The following is a 15,239-nucleotide window of genomic DNA, read 5'->3' on the forward strand; positions in this document are numbered from 1 at the left end:
CGTTCACGCGCCCTCCGCGCGCCCTGTGTTGCCTGGGCTCCCTGGGCTCCCTGGGCTCCCTGGGCTCTTCTCGCTCTCCGGCCGGATGAGGTCCCGGGGGGCCGGGCCCTCGTAGGAGGGCAGCAGCCGCCGGGGAATGGGGCCCTTGATCCTGGCCCCACCGGACTTCTCCTCCCAGGCGTGGGAGAGGATGCCGACGCTGCGGGAGAGCACGAACAGCCCGCGTCCGAGCTCGGGCGGAAAGCCGAGTTCGCTGTAGACGATGGCGGTGGCGCCGTCGATGTTCATCGGCACGGGACGGCTGCGGCCCTCCGCCAGCGCCCGCTCCAGGGCCGTCCCGGCGCGCAGCGCCCAGCCCGGCGCCTCGCCGTCCGCCACCGCCGCACCCACCAGGTCGAGCAGGGGGGTGCGGCGCGGGTCGTACGGGTGGAACCGGTGGCCGAATCCGGGCACATGGGAGCCCGTGGCACGGTACTCCGCCACCAGGTCCTTCGCGGCGCCATCGACGTCCGCCCCCTCGGCCACGGCCCGCTCCAGCCCGGCCAGCACCCGCATGCACTGCTGACCGGCCCCGCCGTGGACGTCCCCCAGAAGGTTCACGCCGGTGGCCACCGCGTTGTTCAGGCCCACGCCGCAGGTGGCCGCCATCCGGGCGGCGGCGATCGACGGGGCCTGGGGTCCGTGGTCGACGGCGGCGACGAGCGCGGCCTCCAGCAACCGGCCCTGGGTCCGGGTGGGCAGCTCACCGCGCAGCATCAGCCAGATGGTCTCGGCGAAGGACATCTGGCCGATCAACTGCTCGACCGGGTAGCCACGCAGCAGGATCTCGCCCGGCCGGATGCGGCTGACAGCGGTGGACCACCAGTCGGTGACCTCGCGCGGATCCATGACGTCCTGGGGAGTCGTGACGTCCCGCGGAGCCGTCGCGGCCTCCTCGTCTGCGGACCGGCGGGTCATATCGCACCACGCTCCTTCATCGCGTCGATCTCCTCCGGGGTGTAGCCGAGTTCGGCCAGGACCTGTTCGGTGTGCTGGCCCAGCAGCGGTGGCGGGGCGGTGGCGGCCGCCGGTTCGCCGTCGACCCGGAACGGGCTGCCCAGGACGCGCAGATCGCGCTCGCGCCCGTCCGGGAAGGGCAGCGTGCGGACGAAGTCCCGCTCCGCGAGCTGCTCCAGGCCCAGCGCGTCGGGTACGGACAGCACCCGCGCGGCCGGCACCCCGGCGTCGGCGAGGATCTCCTCCCACTCCCCGGCGGTCCGCTCGGCCAGCCCCTTCTCGATCTCGGCGCGCAGCTCGTCGCGGTGGGCCTTGCGGTCCGCGGGGTGCGCGAACCGCTCGTCCGCCAGCAGTTCCGCACGGCCGATGAGCCGGCACAGGGTGGCGAACTGCTGCTGGCGGTTGGCGGCGATGTTGAGAAATCCGTCCGCGGTACGGAACGTCCCCGACGGCGCGGCGGTGAAGTTCTCGTTGCCCATGGGCCGCGGCGGGCGGCCGGTGATCAGATAGTTGGAGGTCACCCAGCCCATCGCGGTGAGCGCGGCCTCCAGCATGGAGACGTCCAGATACGCGCCGCTCCCGGTGCGCTCCCGGCGCACCAGCGCCGCCGCCACGGCGAAGGCGGCGGCCATGCCGCCCAGGGTGTCGGCGACCGGGAACCCGGCCCGCAGCGGGCTGACCTCGGGGGTGCCGGTCACGCTCATCATGCCGGAGAGGCCCTGCACGATCTGGTCGTAGGCGGGCCGGGCGCGCAGCGGTCCGGTCTGGCCGAAGCCGGAGACGGCGCAGTAGACCAGCCGCGGGTTCTCCCGCATGAGGACCTCCCGGCCGACGCCCAGGCGGTCCATCACCCCGGGGCGGAAGTTCTCGAGGAGGACGTCGGACTCCCGCACCGCGCGCAGCAGGGCCTCGCGCCCCTTCTCCTCCTTGAGGTTCAGGGTCAGCGAACGCTTGCCGGCGTTCTGGGCGAGGAACGACGCGCCCAGCAGATCCTCGCTCAATTGCCGGTCGGCGCCGAGTTGGCGTGCCAGGTCCCCGGCCCCCGGCATCTCGACCTTGAGGACGTCGGCGCCGTGCAGGGCGAGCTGATATCCGGCGAACGGCCCGGCGAGGACATTGGTCAGATCCAGGACCCGGATGCCGTCGAGCAGGGGTGGTGGGGCGGCGGGGGCGGGCGTGCTCAAGGGCTGACCTCCAGCGCGAATCAGGGCGTGACCCCTTGCCATGGGGTGTGTGCCTCCATAACATCACCGAACCATCAAGCGGCACAAGCGAACCACACAGTGGCACTCGATCCACGGTGACAAGGGAGTCCCCCATGACGCAAACCGGCAGTTCCGCCACCAGAAGGCCGGTCTTCCAGCCCAGAGTCGCCCTCGCCGCCGTCTTCGGCACCACGGTGGAGTGGTACGACTTCGCCCTCTACGGAACCGCGGCCGCCCTGGTCTTCAACAAGGTCTACTTCCCGGACAGCGATCCACTGGTCGGCACGGTCCTCGCCTACGGCACCTTCGCCATCGGCTTCCTCGCCCGGCCCCTGGGCGGCGCCTACTTCGGGGAGCGGGGCGACACCCAGGGCCGTAAGGGCGTACTGGTGGCCACCCTGCTGATGATGGGGCTCGCCACCACGGCCATCGGACTGCTGCCGACCCATGCACAGATCGGCGTCGCCGCGCCGGTGCTCCTGACCCTGCTCCGCTTCGTCCAGGGCTTCGCCGCGGGCGGCGAGAAGACCGGAGCGCTGATCATCCTCTTCGAGAACGCACCGCCCAAGTGGCGCGGTCTGCTCACCTCACTGCCCGCGATCGGCACCGGCACCGGCACCCTCCTGTCCACCGGCGCCTTCGCGCTCACCACCGGGCTGCTGTCCGAGGACGCCTTCCTCGACTGGGGCTGGCGGATTCCCTTCCTGCTCAGCGCGGGGCTGACCTTCTTCGGCCTCTGGGTGCGCCGCTCACTGCCGGAAACCGCCGAGTTCCAGCAGGTGCAGCAGGGCCAGCAGGAAGGCCCCGCCGCCGCGACGGCGCCGCGCCCGCTGCGGCAGCGGATCGCCGAGAGCCGCTGCGTCGCCGCCTGGCGCCGCTACCCCAAGGAGATGCTCATCGTGATCGGCGCGGGCGCCGCCGAGAACGCGGGCTACTACGTCTTCGGCACCTTCTCGGTCACCTACGCCGAGGACCGCGGGATGTCGACCAGCGCACTCCTCAGCGGCATATCGCTGGTCGCGGCGGTGAAGCTGGTGACGGTGCCGGCCTTCGGCGCGCTCTCCGACCGCATCGGCCGGCGCCCGGTCTCGATCGGCGGAGCCCTGGTGCTGCTGGCCGCCGCCTGGCCGTTCTTCGCGGTGATCGACGGCGGCCACACCTGGGGCATCTGGCTCGCGCTCTTCATCACCCTGGGCATCGGTCAGTCCGCCGTCCTCGGCTCCCAGCCCGCCTTCTTCGCCGAACTCTTCGACACCACGGTCCGGTTCAGCGCGGTCGGCATCGCCAACAACATCGGCACCGTCCTCACCGGCGGCCTCGCCCCCCTGCTCGCGTCCGCCCTGCTGCTCTGGTTCGACCACAGCGTCACGGGCGTGGTCGTCTTCATCGCCCTGATGAGCGCGCTCACCGTGGTCACGGTGGCACTGGCCCGGGAGACGCGCGGGGCCGCCGAGCCGGCCGAGCAGACGGCCGGGCGGAAGCAGGACGTCCCGACGGCACCGTGACGCCATCGCGACCGTCCTGGCGAAGACCGCCGTCCGCACCCCGGACCTGGGCGGCACGGCCACCACGGAGGAATTCACCAACGCCCTGCTCGAACTGGTCTGACGTGCCCGGGGTGGGGCTGTCCCCAGGGCGGCCCGGGTGGCTGGCCGGACCGCACCCGCGCGGCTATGTGCGGCCCGGCGAGGACACCCCGCTCATGGACATCACCGAGATCAACTCCTCGGTCGCGGGCCCGAGCGGCAGCATGATCTCCAGCGGCACCGATCGCAACCGGTTCCTGGCCGCCCTCGTACGCGGCAGGCTGCTGCGCCCGGCCCAACTGCGGCAGATGATGAACACCCGCCCGACCGGCAACCCGGACGGCCGGGCGTACGGCCTCGGCCTGGAGAGCAGGCCCCTGCCCTGCGGGGCCTCTCCGCAGGGCACACCGGCGACGTGCTCGGGTACGAGACGATGGGCGGCGCCACGGTCGAGGGCAGGCAGGCGAGGTCATGGTGAACGTCGACCCGGGCGGTTCGGACCCACAGGACGACGACATGCGGGCCGCCGTCCGGACGGCACTCTGCGGAAGCCGGTAGCTCAGGACGCCGTACCGACGTGCCCCGGCCGCACTGACGACGGGGCTCCCCTTGCCCGGGCGCGTTGGCGCCACGTGCTCGGGGAGCCCCGTCGGTGTCACCAGGCAGAGCGCCTCAGATCAGGATGATCAGGACTGGGGACGGCTGCCGTGGTTGGCTCCGTTCTTACGACGGGCCTTCTTCTTGCGACGTCGCTTCGACGACATGTCGCCTCCTCTCCAACGGTGCTTTCGCCCTATAGGTACCGATCAGCTCGGTATCTCAAGCGGTGATCACGCGGGCGCGTACCCAGCCCCGCCCCTCGCTACGTCCCCCGCTTCCGTGAAGCACCTCACGTCACAGGCGCGCCGTGCCATCCCGAGGTGGCCCGAGCCACTGTGGAAGAGCCTGCCCTCCCCAATCCCCGACCCGGTCGAGCAGCCCACCCGGCCACTGACACCCGCACCCAACGAGCACCGAAGAAACCATCCCCGCAGGCACGGGGAGCGGTTGGGCGGGCTGATCGTCTTGGCTGGTTTGCAGGGGCAGGAGTCCCCGCGGGTGCGGGGAGCAAACTCTGCGACCTGGATGCCTATCTCACCATAGGTGGTTCGCAACTCTCCGCAAGCGGCACCTCAGAGGCCTTGACTCCAGCCAGATCTTCCGCGGAAACAGGAGAGTTGTCAGCGCCCCGGCGTGAGTCGCTTCCCTGCCATGGGGGGCTACGCAAACGAAGCAGCTTCGCCCGCGACGCCTTCACCCTGGAGGAGCAAGGGCGGGCCGCCGTACAGTCGGCGCGCCCGGCCGGGGCGTATGCCCAGGTCAGGTGGGTGGTGGCGGACGAGTCGGCCTGTACGCCGGGTTCTGTCTCCCGGGGGCCTTGCGGACCCCGGGGAGGCGGCCATCCATCTAGGACCGGCGTTGCCGCCGGTCTCGTGCGGTCTACCCGCGGACTCGGGCGGGCAGCCCTCGATCGTCCGCGCAGAGCCGCCGTGTGGCGGCTCCTCTTGACCTTGCTCCAGGTGGGGTTTACCAAGCCGTCCGAGTCACCTCGGACGCTGGTGGTCTCTTACACCACCGTTTCACCCTTACCGGGGGCCGAAGCCCCCGGCGGTCTGTTTTCTGTGGCACTGTCCCGCGGGTCACCCCGGGTGGGCGTTACCCACCACCTTGCCGTGTGGAGCCCGGACGTTCCTCGGCGGGGCCCGAAGACCCCGACGCGACCGCCCGGCCGGCTCGTCCGCCGTGATGACCATGATACCTGGCGAGGCGGCCGGACGGCTCAGAGGAAGTCGGCCGTCTCCCATGCGAAGGAGAACGGCCCGGGCAGGTCGAGTGGCTTATCGGAGGGGACCGTGACGTGCTGCCGGTTGTCGGCGGCCTCCGGGTCGCCGACAAGTCGTTGATCTTGTTGTTCCGCCCCTCTTTGCCCGGTTCCAGGCGGTTTCCCCGATGTCCCCCCGGGCACCCGGGGGCCGTCCTGCGGACGGTTCGAGGCGGTTGCGAGGAGGGCCCATGAGCGACACGGATGTGAACAAGGTGCTCGACGCCGTGCGGGATGTCGATTTCCCCGCGGGCAAGGACGAACTACTGGACGCGGCGCGGCGCGCGGATGCCCCGGAGGGGGTCGTCAAGGCGCTGCGCGGTATTCCGCCGGAGGAGTACCAGAACCGCGAGGAGGTGGCCCGGTCCGTGCGGGTGCCCCCGGACTCGGATCTGGGGCACAGCCCCGGGCAGCGCGGGGAGCAGGCCCGGCGGGGCGGCAGACCGGGGCAGTCTCAGTATCTGCGGGACGTTCCGAAGCCCCCGGTCGAGGAGGAGCAGGAGCGGGGCCGGGAGCACTGATTCGGCCCCCGGCCCGCACCCTCCGGCCCTCGCCGGGGGGTGCTGCACTTCCGGCGCTGCGCCGGCCGGCACAGCCTGAGCAATCTCTCGGCGGGCCCGGTGCCGCTGCCGGAGGGCCTGGAGGTGGTGCCGGCCAGCGGTCCGGTCGACGGCGAGGACGGGGTCGGAGTCGGGGTCGGTGGCCGGGTCGGGGACCGGGTGCCCGCGTATACGACGGTCTGGCTGCGTTGGCGGGAGGTCGTAGGCTACGGGCGGGGTGGGCTTGGTTCTTAGGGTCCGCCCCGCGCCCTGCCGCCAACGAACCGTTCGAGGAGATCCGCCGTGCTCGTCCTGCTGCCGCCGTCCGAGGGAAAGGCCACGGGAGGCTCGCGCTCCCCGCTGGACCTGGGAGCGCTGTCGCTGCCCGAACTGGGCGAGGCGCGGGCGGAGGTCCTGGACGAGCTGGTGTCGCTGTGCTCGGGCGACGAGACGAAGGCCGCCGAGGTGCTGGGGCTGAGTGAGGGACTGCGTGGCGAGGTCGCGAAGAACGCGGCGCTGCGGGAGGCCGGGACCCGGCCCGCCGGGGAGATCTACACCGGGGTGCTGTACGACGCCCTCGGCCTGGCCACCCTCCCCACCGCCGCCCGGCGCCGGGCGGGCCGGTCGCTGCTGGTGTTCTCCGGGCTCTGGGGCGCGGTGCGGATCGGCGACCGTATCCCCTCCTACCGCTGCTCGATGGGGGTGAAGCTGCCGGGGCTCGGCGCGCTGGGCACGTACTGGCGGAACCGGACCGCGATGGCCGAGGTGATCCCGCAGGCCGCCGGGCGCGGGGGGCTGGTGCTGGACCTCAGGTCGGCGGCGTACGCGGCGGCGTGGAAGCCCAAGGGGGCGCTCGCCGAGCGTACGGCGACGGTGCGGGTGCTCCAGTCGAAGATCGTGAACCGGGTCGAGAAGCGGTCCGTCGTCAGCCACTTCAACAAGGCGACGAAGGGCCGGATGGTGCGGGACCTGCTGACCGCCGGGGTCGCGCCGAGCGGACCGGGTGAGCTGGTGGAGGCGTTGCGGGGGCTGGGGTACGTGGTCGAGGCCGCGCCGCCGGAGCGGGCGGGGCAGGCGTGGGGGCTGGATGTGGTGGTGACCGAGCTGTAGGGCCCGGGAACCGCACCGGTGGTGTTCCGAGCTGTAGGGCCCGGGAGCCGCCCGGCGGCGTTCCGAGCTGTAGTGCCGGGGAGCCACCCCGACCGCCTTCCGGGCTGCAGTACCGGCGAGCCACCCCGACGGCGTTGTGAGCTGTAGCGCCCGGGAGCCGCCCCGGCGGCGTTGGCGTTGCGGCATGCGCAACTGCCATTGCGCAGTGCGCCGCACCTGGGCAGGATGGGCGCCGTGACTAGCACCGCGCCCTCCCCCGGTTCCCCGGAATCCTCGCTGCTCGACCTCGCCCCCGTCATCCCCGTGGTCATCGTCCAGGACGCGGCCCAGGCGGTCCCGCTGGCCCGTGCGCTGGTGGCGGGCGGACTGCCGGTGATCGAGGTGACCTTCCGGACGCCCGCCGCCGCGGACGCGATCCGGGCGATCGCCGATGAGGTCCCGGACGCGATCGTCGGCGCCGGGACCGTCCTGAGCCCGGAGCAGGTGGAGACGGCCGTCGCCGCCGGCTCGCGCTTCCTGGTCACGCCCGGCTGGACGGACCGGCTGCTGGGCGCGCTGGACGCGTCCGGTCTGCCGTATCTGCCGGGGGTCTCGACCACCTCGGAGGTCGTGGCGCTGCTGGAGCGCGGGGTCGAGGAGATGAAGTTCTTCCCGGCGGAGGCGGCCGGGGGCATGCCGTATCTGAAGGCGCTCGCCTCGCCACTCCCCCAGGCCCGTTTCTGCCCGACCGGCGGTGTCAACGCCTCGAACGCCCCCGAGTACCTGGCCCTCGCCAACGTCGGCTGCGTGGGCGGCACTTGGATGCTGCCCTCGGACGCGCTGGCGGGGGGCGACTGGGGGCGCGTCGAGTCCCTGGCCCGGGAGGCGGCGGCACTGCGGGGGTGACCTTCGGGTGTGGCTCCCGGGGTGCCCCCGGGAGCCACAGCCGCTGCGGTGCCCCCGGGAGCCACAGCCGCTGCGGTCGGCGCCCCCACCGCAGATGCGCCGCGCCCCTACCGCAGATGCGCCGTCTCGTTCAGCAGCCTCAACGACGCGTTCCCGTCCGCGTAGTACGCCACCGCCGACAGCGACGCCGCCGAGAGCTCCATGCGGAACAGGGCCTCCGGCGGGGCGCCCAGGGCCAGTCGGACCAGGGTTTTGATCGGTGTGACATGGGTGACCAGCAGCACCGTACGGCCCGTGTAACGGGCGATCAGCTTGTCGCGGGAGAGCGCGACCCTGCGCGTGACCGCCGCGAAGCTCTCGCCGCCGCCGGTGGGGGCCACCTTGCTGGAGGCCAGCCATGCCTCCAGGTCGTCCGGGTAGCGCTCCTTGACCTCCGCGAAGGTCAGGCCCTCCCATGCGCCGAAGTCCGTCTCCCGCAGCCCCTCCTCGACGCGGACGTCCAGGCCCAGGCGTCGGGCCACCGCGTCGGCGGTCTCCCGGCAGCGGCGCAGCGGTGAGGTGACGATGGCCTGGATGGTGCCGCGTGCGGCGAGCGCCGCGGCCACCCGCTCGGCCTGGTGGCGGCCCACGTCGGAGAGTCCGGGGTCGGTGCCGCCGCTGCCGGAGAAGCGCTTCTCGGGGGTGAGCGGGGTCTCCCCGTGCCGGAGCAGGACGAACGTGGCGGGGGTGCCCAGATCCGCCGAGCCCCAGCCCACCGCCGGGGCGCCGGTGGCGGCGGGCTCGGCGAGGGCGTCGTCGGCGGGGGCCGCGGCCTCCGGCGCGCCCGCCGCCAGTGTGCCGCCGGGCGGCACCTTCGGCTGCCACTGCTCGCCCCGCTTGCCCGCGTCCATCGCCTCGTTGGCGAGCCGGTCCGCGTGCTTGTTCTTCTCCCGCGGGATCCACTCGTACGCCAACTGACCGGGCGGCATGATCGCCTTGGCCTCGGCTGCGAGCGGCCGCATATCGGGGTGCTTGATCTTCCAGCGGCCGGACATCTGCTCGATGACCAGCTTGGAGTCCATCCGCACCCGGACCTCGGCCTCCGGATCCAGGGCGTACGCCGCCCGCAACCCGGCGATCAGGCCCTTGTACTCGGCGACGTTGTTGGTCGCCGTGCCGATGTACTCGGCCACCTCGGCGAGCGGCTCACCGGTCTCCGCGTCGAGCACGACCGCGCCGTAACCGGCCGGCCCCGGGTTGCCCCGGGACCCGCCGTCCGCCTCGACGACGAAGCGCCGCGCCATCGCCCTACAGCCCCGACTCGGGCGTACGGATCAGGATTCGGCGGCAGTTCTCGCAGCGCAGCACCGTGTCGGGGGCCGCCGAGCGCACCTCGTTGAGCTCGGTGATGGCGAGCTCCTGGCGGCAGCCGTCACAGCTCCGCTGGTAGAGCCGGGCCGCGCCGACACCGCCCTGCTGCCCGCGCAGCTTGTCGTAGAGCTTCAGCAGATCGGCGGGGATGGTCCCGGCGATCACCTCGCGCTCCTTGGTGGCGGTCGCGATCTCGGCGTCGATCCCCTCGGCCGCCGCGTCCCGGCGCGTCTGGGCGTCGCCGATCTTGGACTGGAGGGACTCCACCCGCTCGGTCAGCTCGGCGATCCGCTCCTGGACGGACTCCCGGCGCTCCATGACCTCCAGGACGACGTCCTCCAGGTTGCCCTGGCGCTTGGCGAGGGAGACGATCTCGTGCTGGAGGTTCTCCAGATCCTTCGGCGAGGTGACGGCACCGGAGTCCAGGCGCTTCTGGTCGCGGGCGGCGCGCTGGCGCACCTGGTCCACGTCCTGCTCCGCCTTGGTCTGCTCGCGGGTGGTGTCGCTCTCCTCGGTCTGCGCGGCGATGAGCAGGTCGCGGAGCTGGATGTGATCGGCGTTCAGCGTCTCGATCTCGGCGTGCTCGGGCAGCGTCCTGCGCTTGTGCGCGAGTTGCGACAGCCGGACGTCGAGCGCCTGGACGTCGAGGAGGCGGATCTGATCGGCGGGCGCGGCATTCAGCGTGGGGCTCCAGGGGAGTCGAGTGGAACGGAAAACGAGGTCAAACGGGTCAACGGGTCGAGGGGCGGAAACGGCGAGCGGGCGTTCGAGCGGCGCGGGGTCATGCGGAGAAGGACGGAGCGGCCGCGCGGACGGCGGGGGCCGTGGCGTGGGCCGTCCAGGGATCGGTGACGATACGGGAGACATGCGTACGCAGGCCCCAGCCGTGCCGGTCGGAGATCTCGTCCAACTGCGCCGCGGCCTGTTCGGTCCAGGGCCATTCGGTGGCCCAGTGCGCGGCGTCCACCAGGGCGAGATCGCTGTGCTCCCGTGCCTCCGAGGACGGGTGGTGGCGCAGATCGGCGGTGAGGAACGCGTCGACCCCGGCCGCGCGCACCGCGTCGAAGAGGCTGTCGCCGGAGCCGCCGCTGACGGCGACCCGGCGGATCGTACGGTCCGGGTCGCCCGCGGCGCGGATGCCCTGCGCGGTGGCGGGCAGCCGGGCGGCGGCGCGCTCGGTGAACTCCCGCAGCGTCTCGGGGCGGTCGAGCTCGCAGACCCGGCCCAGACCGCGGCGGCCCTCGGGGTCGGTGGCGTCGGGCACCAGCGGGCCGACGATCCGCAGGTCGAGCGCGCCGGCGAGGGCGTCGGAGACGCCGGGGTCGGCGGTGTCGGCGTTGGTGTGCGCCACGTGGAGGGCGATGTCGCTCTTGATCAGCGTGTGCACCACCCGGCCCTTGAAGCTGGAGGCGGCGACCGTGGTCGTCCCCCGCAGATAGAGCGGATGGTGAGTGATCAGCAGATCGGCGCCGAGGTCCACCGCCTCGTCGGCCACCTCCTGGACCGGGTCGACGGCGAACAGCACGCGGGTGACCTCGGCCTCGGGGTCACCGCACACCGTGCCGACGGCGTCCCACTGCTCCGCCCGCTCGGGCGGCCAGAGGGCGTCGAGTGCGGCGATGACGTCGTTGAGTGCGGGCACGGGGCAAGGCTACCTCCCGGATCACGGCTGAGCCCTGCCCCAGCCTTCACGCAGCGCGACGACGGTCGCCACGCGGGCTCCGCCCGGGACAACGGGCTTGGCCGACCTGGCGCGGGCGTCGGCGGAGGGCCGCCCGCACCGGCCCTCCGCCGAGCCTGCCCGGCACGTTCTGGACGTCATGCTCACCCCGCTCGACGCCGCCCGGGAGCGGGGCTCGCTCCCGGGCGGCACCGCGAGTTCCCGAGCGGACACGCTCATCCGTGGACGAGGTAGCCGCGGAGGTCGTCGAGGACCCGGTCCGCGGCGGTGACGCCGAGGCCCAGATACCAGGTCTCCTCGTCGACGTTCTCGGCCCGGCCCGCCTTGACCGCCTTCAGCTTCTTCCACAGCGGGTTGGACTGCGCCTGGTCGCGCTTGGTGGCCTTGGGGTCGCCGTAGACACCGGTGAAGATCCAGTCGGCGTCGGCGTCGCCGATCCGCTCCGGGCCGATCTCGGCGGCGAGGTCGTTGATCCGCTGGTTCTTCGGGCGCGGCAGGCCGACGTCCTCGAGGATGGTGCCGATGAAGGACGCCTTGGCGTAGAGCCGGGTGGCCTGCGGCATGAAGCGGAGCATGGTGATGGTCGGCTTGTCGGGGCCGATGTCCTCGCCGAGCTTCTTCGCCTTCCGCTCGTACGCGTCGAGTGCGCGCTGGGCGTCGGCGGTCCGGTCCAGCGCCGCGGCGTTGAGGAGGTAGTTCTCCTTCCAGGTGAAGCCGGGGCGGATGGCGAAGACGGTCGGGGCGATCTGCTTCAGCTCGTCGTAGAGCGGCTCGGCGCGCAGCTTGCTGCCGAGGATCAGATCGGGGTGGAGGGCGTTGATGGCCTCGAGGTTGAGGTTGTTGATGGTGCCGACGTTCTTCGGGTTCCCGGCGTCCTTCTTGAGGTAGTCGGGTATGGCCTGGTCGCCCTCGGAGGGGGCGTAGCCGACCGGCTTCAGCCCCAGCGAGACGACGTTGTCCAGCTCGCCGACGTCGAGCACCACGACCCGCTTCGGCTTGCTCTGAATCTCGGTCTTGCCCATCGCGTGGGTGATGGTGCGGGGGAACGCGCCGGGCCCCGCGTCCGTGCCCATCTTCGCGGTCTGCTCGGCCGCCGAGCCGAAGTCCTTGCCGCCCTGGGCGACGGACTTGCCGCCCCCGCCGTTGCGCTTGGCGCCGTCCCCGTCGTCCGACGATCCGCAGGCGGCGAGGGACAGCGCCCCGGTCAGGGCGAGGGCGAGGACGGCACTGCCGCGGACGCGCAGGGACATGACGGAGCTCCTGGGATCGCAGGGGCGCGCCGTTCTCACGGGCGCGCCAATCGCACTTAGGTGTGCCTTACTTTAATCACAGACGATCCTCCCGTCGCTTACAGCACATTCACCCCCGACCTCTCAGGCGAATCGGGCAAGAGCCACACTTACGGGTGGAGCGCACCCATTACGGCCTTCGGCAGGGAGTGCGAAAACTACGTTCAGTGGCCGGAGGTGACTGACCGATGACTGCCTGTGCCTTCGACACCGCCCTCACCGGGGGCGTCGGCGACCGGCCACGAGGGGGTTTCACCATCGCCTCGGACCGCTCGTACGGCGCGCGGCTCGCGCTCAGCGAGGAGGCGTGCTGCTGGTACCCCGAGCGCTGGACGCTGGACGGCCCGGAGCCCTACGCCGTGCCGCTGCCCGCCGCCCAGCCCGAGGAGCCGGACTGCGAACTGCTGCCCCTGGCCGACGGGCAGGTGCTCATCCACCGCCGGGTGGCCGGGCACCACGCCTTCTCGCTGCTCTACCCGGCCGGCCCCGGCACCGGCGAGCGCTCGCTCGGCGGCATCGACCGCGCCGAGGTCTCGCTGCTGCCGCCCGCACCCGGCGGCCTGTGCGCGTTCGCGCTGGGGCGCGGGCCGCGGTCCACCTCCGTCTGGCTGGTGGCCGGGGGCGGCGTCCTCGTCCCCCAGCATCTGGCCGAGGTGCCCGGCCGCTGTACGGGCGGCAGTTGGCTGGACCGTACGGGCCGGCTGCTGGCGCTCGACCGCGAACTCGACGGCCGGACGAAGACCGTGGTGGTCGATCTGCGGCGCGGCGGTGAGACCAGCCCGCTGCTGCAGATCACCGAGCGCAGCGACGACCGGCTGCTGCTCGCCGACCCCGACAGCGGTCTGCTGCTCGTACGGTCCGACGCGCCCGGGGAGGAGCGGCTGGGGTGGGGGGTGCTGGGCAGCACCCGGCCGGTGCGGTTCCCGGACTGTCTGCGGCCCGCGGGGTGGTCGGAGGCCACGCCGTTCGCGGTGCAGCCGGGGCAGGTGCTGACGCCGGAGGCGTGCGCGGTGGCCTTCCGCGTCGACGGACGGGGCGGGGCCGGACGGCCGTGGGTGGGCGTATGGCGCCCGGCCGAGCGGCGGCTACGCGAGTTCCCCGCACCGGAGGGCTGGCTTCCGGGCGCGGGTCTGTGGACCCGGGACGGCGAGCTGCGGCTGCCGTACGCGACCCCGCAAGTGCCTTGCGGGGTGGCCCGGGTGCGGCCGTCGGGGGTGCCGGGGGCGGCGGCGTCGAGGCTGTCGGGGGGTTCTTGGGTACCGGCGGCGGGCGGAGCGGGTGCGGCGTGGGTGGCGGAGGTTCCGGAGGGGTCGGGTGGGCCGAGTGGTGCGTCGGGCGGTGGCTCGGGCGGCGCCTCGGGCGGGGTGGGCGCGGCGGGTGCCGCGATCGGCACCTCGGGCGGTGCCCTGAGCGCCCCGCGCGCGGCGGAACCGTCCGGGGCGCCGGAGTCGCCGTGGCGACCGGACGACTCGACGGGGTCATGGCGAACAGACAGCGCGACGGAAACGTGGCCACCGGACAGCGCGACGGGAGCGTGGCCACGGGACGAGGCGACGGGGTCGTGGCGAACAGACAGCGCGACGGGAGCGTGGCCACGGGGCGACGCGGCGGGGTCGTGGCGAACAGACAGCGCGACGGGAGCGTGGCCACGGGGCGACGCGGCGGGGTCGTGGCGACCGGACGAGGCGACGGGAGCGCGGCGGATCGCGCGGGTGACACGGGTGTTGTCCGAGCCCTCCGGCCGGGTGGCCGAGGAGCACCCGGGGCCGGGTCCGGGTCCGGCCGGGGCGCGGGACGTACAGACACCACGGACAACGTCCCCCGCGGCCGAGATCGCGACCCGGATCACACCGTGGGCCCGGGTCGGCGGCCCCGGCGGCTCGGATCCCGCGCGAACGCCTGGGCTGACGCCGCTGCGGCCACCTGGACCGGCACCGGAGCTGAGACCGTCGAGAACGGCCGGACCGACGCCTGAGCTGAGACCCTCGCGAACGGCCGGACTGGCACCGTCGCGGACACCCGCACCCGAGCCGGTGCCGGTTCCGGTGCGGGAGCGGTCGCCGATGCCGGTGCGGGAGTCGGTGCCGGTACGGATGCCGGAGTCCGAGGGCGGATCGGGTGTCGAGCCGTGGGGCGGGACCGGTTCATGGGCCGGGGTCGAGCAGGAGATGGGGCCCGAGCCGGACTCCGATCCCGGCTCCGGTACGGGTCCCGCGCTGCGGCCCGTACCGCTGCAGCAGGCCCCGCTCGCCCGGCCCCCGGAGCCCCGGCCACCCCGCTGGGTCCGGGATCACCGCCGTGGTTAGACTCGGCCGGGGGCTGCGCGTCCCGGCGTACCGTCACGCGCGGGGCGCCCCGGGCGATGCGCATGGAAGGGTGTGCGACATCGTGGTCGGCCCCCTTCGCACAGTACAAAGCGATCTGACGGGGTGACGTACCCACCATGTCCGAAACCCACATCGACACGACCCAGGCGCGCCCGCGGGACGCCGCTGCCCAGGCCGATGGCTCTCAGGGCAAGCACCGGGGGCAGGCCGCGTCCGAGGAGTCCCAGGCACCGGCCAACGGCCGCCACCGACGTCCGAATGAGAACGCCGCCTGAGATTCTTGAGGATCTGAGCTTCTCAGGATCGTCGTGAGAACCTCAGGCTCGTCCTGACACACCTCAGGATCGTCCTGCACGGGGCGGCCTGGCCCTCCGGGGCGCGTTTCCGATCGCGGGACGGGCTGGATTTCCCGCGGAAGTCCAGCCCGTCCGGCGATCGTGGGACGCCCCCGGCCTGGGCCTCCAGGCCCC

At 73.0% G+C, this 15,239-nt stretch carries 14 protein-coding genes and 1 other RNA gene; 6 read left to right on the forward strand and 9 right to left on the reverse strand.

The features are described from left to right. Nucleotides 1-3: 3 nt before the first annotated feature. Together STRVI_RS34525 and STRVI_RS34530 are read right to left on the reverse strand one after the other, a co-directional pair. Complete coding sequence (locus STRVI_RS34525) at nucleotides 4-957, reverse strand: citryl-CoA lyase (protein WP_014060204.1); 954 nt, start codon at nucleotides 955-957, stop codon at nucleotides 4-6. Then, nucleotides 954-2,180: a CaiB/BaiF CoA transferase family protein gene (locus STRVI_RS34530; protein WP_043237000.1), complete on the reverse strand. Its 1,227-nt coding sequence runs from the start codon at nucleotides 2,178-2,180 to the stop codon at nucleotides 954-956. The genes STRVI_RS34525 and STRVI_RS34530 overlap by 4 nt, the downstream gene beginning before the upstream one ends. Before the next feature lie 134 nt (nucleotides 2,181-2,314). On the opposite strand from STRVI_RS34530, the gene STRVI_RS34535 reads away from it, so the two are divergent. Beyond that, the gene (locus STRVI_RS34535; RefSeq protein WP_014060206.1) at nucleotides 2,315-3,706 is read left to right on the forward strand and encodes an MFS transporter; all 1,392 of its coding nucleotides are present in this window, start codon (nucleotides 2,315-2,317) and stop codon (nucleotides 3,704-3,706) included. Between the two features lie 166 nt (nucleotides 3,707-3,872). Here STRVI_RS34535 and STRVI_RS53080 read toward each other — a convergent pair whose 3' ends face one another. The 3 genes from STRVI_RS53080 to rnpB all read right to left on the reverse strand — a co-directional run bounded on the left by STRVI_RS53080 (nucleotide 3,873) and on the right by rnpB (nucleotide 5,503). After that, entirely contained in the window at nucleotides 3,873-4,133 is a 261-nt protein-coding gene (locus STRVI_RS53080) for a hypothetical protein (protein WP_167543246.1), read from the reverse strand. 280 nt (nucleotides 4,134-4,413) lie between these two features. Continuing rightward, nucleotides 4,414-4,491, reverse strand: a complete 78-nt coding sequence (locus STRVI_RS56530) for a 50S ribosomal protein bL37 (protein ID WP_370443954.1) — start codon at nucleotides 4,489-4,491, stop codon at nucleotides 4,414-4,416. A 610-nt stretch (nucleotides 4,492-5,101) separates the two neighbouring features. Then, an RNA gene (gene rnpB / locus STRVI_RS46865) (RNase P RNA component class A) lies at nucleotides 5,102-5,503 on the reverse strand. Between the two features lie 276 nt (nucleotides 5,504-5,779). On the opposite strand from rnpB, the gene STRVI_RS34540 reads away from it, so the two are divergent. The 3 genes from STRVI_RS34540 to eda all read left to right on the forward strand — a co-directional run bounded on the left by STRVI_RS34540 (nucleotide 5,780) and on the right by eda (nucleotide 8,122). Next, complete coding sequence (locus tag STRVI_RS34540; RefSeq protein ID WP_014060207.1) at nucleotides 5,780-6,109, forward strand: DUF2795 domain-containing protein; 330 nt, start codon at nucleotides 5,780-5,782, stop codon at nucleotides 6,107-6,109. A 321-nt stretch (nucleotides 6,110-6,430) separates the two neighbouring features. Further along, nucleotides 6,431-7,237 (forward strand): peroxide stress protein YaaA, encoded by an 807-nt coding sequence (yaaA, locus tag STRVI_RS34550; protein WP_014060209.1) that lies wholly within the window; start codon nucleotides 6,431-6,433, stop codon nucleotides 7,235-7,237. Between the two features lie 225 nt (nucleotides 7,238-7,462). Continuing rightward, entirely contained in the window at nucleotides 7,463-8,122 is a 660-nt protein-coding gene (gene eda / locus STRVI_RS34555; RefSeq protein WP_043237002.1) for a bifunctional 4-hydroxy-2-oxoglutarate aldolase/2-dehydro-3-deoxy-phosphogluconate aldolase, read from the forward strand. 107 nt (nucleotides 8,123-8,229) lie between these two features. Here the strand turns inward: eda and STRVI_RS34560 are convergent, their stop codons facing one another. From STRVI_RS34560 to STRVI_RS34575, 4 genes are all read right to left on the reverse strand, one after another. Beyond that, nucleotides 8,230-9,405, reverse strand: a complete 1,176-nt coding sequence (locus STRVI_RS34560; protein WP_014060211.1) for a bifunctional RNase H/acid phosphatase — start codon at nucleotides 9,403-9,405, stop codon at nucleotides 8,230-8,232. A 4-nt stretch (nucleotides 9,406-9,409) separates the two neighbouring features. Continuing rightward, nucleotides 9,410-10,153, reverse strand: coding sequence for a zinc ribbon domain-containing protein (locus STRVI_RS34565; protein WP_043240761.1), 744 nt, complete (start codon nucleotides 10,151-10,153; stop codon nucleotides 9,410-9,412). A gap of 100 nt (nucleotides 10,154-10,253) precedes the next feature. Further along, entirely contained in the window at nucleotides 10,254-11,114 is an 861-nt protein-coding gene (locus STRVI_RS34570) for a Nif3-like dinuclear metal center hexameric protein (RefSeq protein WP_014060212.1), read from the reverse strand. Between the two features lie 254 nt (nucleotides 11,115-11,368). Then, nucleotides 11,369-12,403 carry an ABC transporter substrate-binding protein gene (locus tag STRVI_RS34575; protein ID WP_014060213.1) on the reverse strand — a complete coding sequence of 345 codons (1,035 nt, stop codon included), beginning with the start codon at nucleotides 12,401-12,403 and terminating at the stop codon, nucleotides 11,369-11,371. Between the two features lie 227 nt (nucleotides 12,404-12,630). On the opposite strand from STRVI_RS34575, the gene STRVI_RS56535 reads away from it, so the two are divergent. Then, nucleotides 12,631-14,748 carry a hypothetical protein gene (locus STRVI_RS56535; RefSeq protein ID WP_014060214.1) on the forward strand — a complete coding sequence of 706 codons (2,118 nt, stop codon included), beginning with the start codon at nucleotides 12,631-12,633 and terminating at the stop codon, nucleotides 14,746-14,748. Between the two features lie 137 nt (nucleotides 14,749-14,885). Beyond that, nucleotides 14,886-15,044: a hypothetical protein gene (locus STRVI_RS53085; RefSeq protein WP_014060215.1), complete on the forward strand. Its 159-nt coding sequence runs from the start codon at nucleotides 14,886-14,888 to the stop codon at nucleotides 15,042-15,044. Nucleotides 15,045-15,239: the final 195 nt, after the last annotated feature.

The organism is Streptomyces violaceusniger Tu 4113 (assembly GCF_000147815.2).
Classification (GTDB): Bacteria; Actinomycetota; Actinomycetes; order Streptomycetales; family Streptomycetaceae; genus Streptomyces; species Streptomyces violaceusniger_A.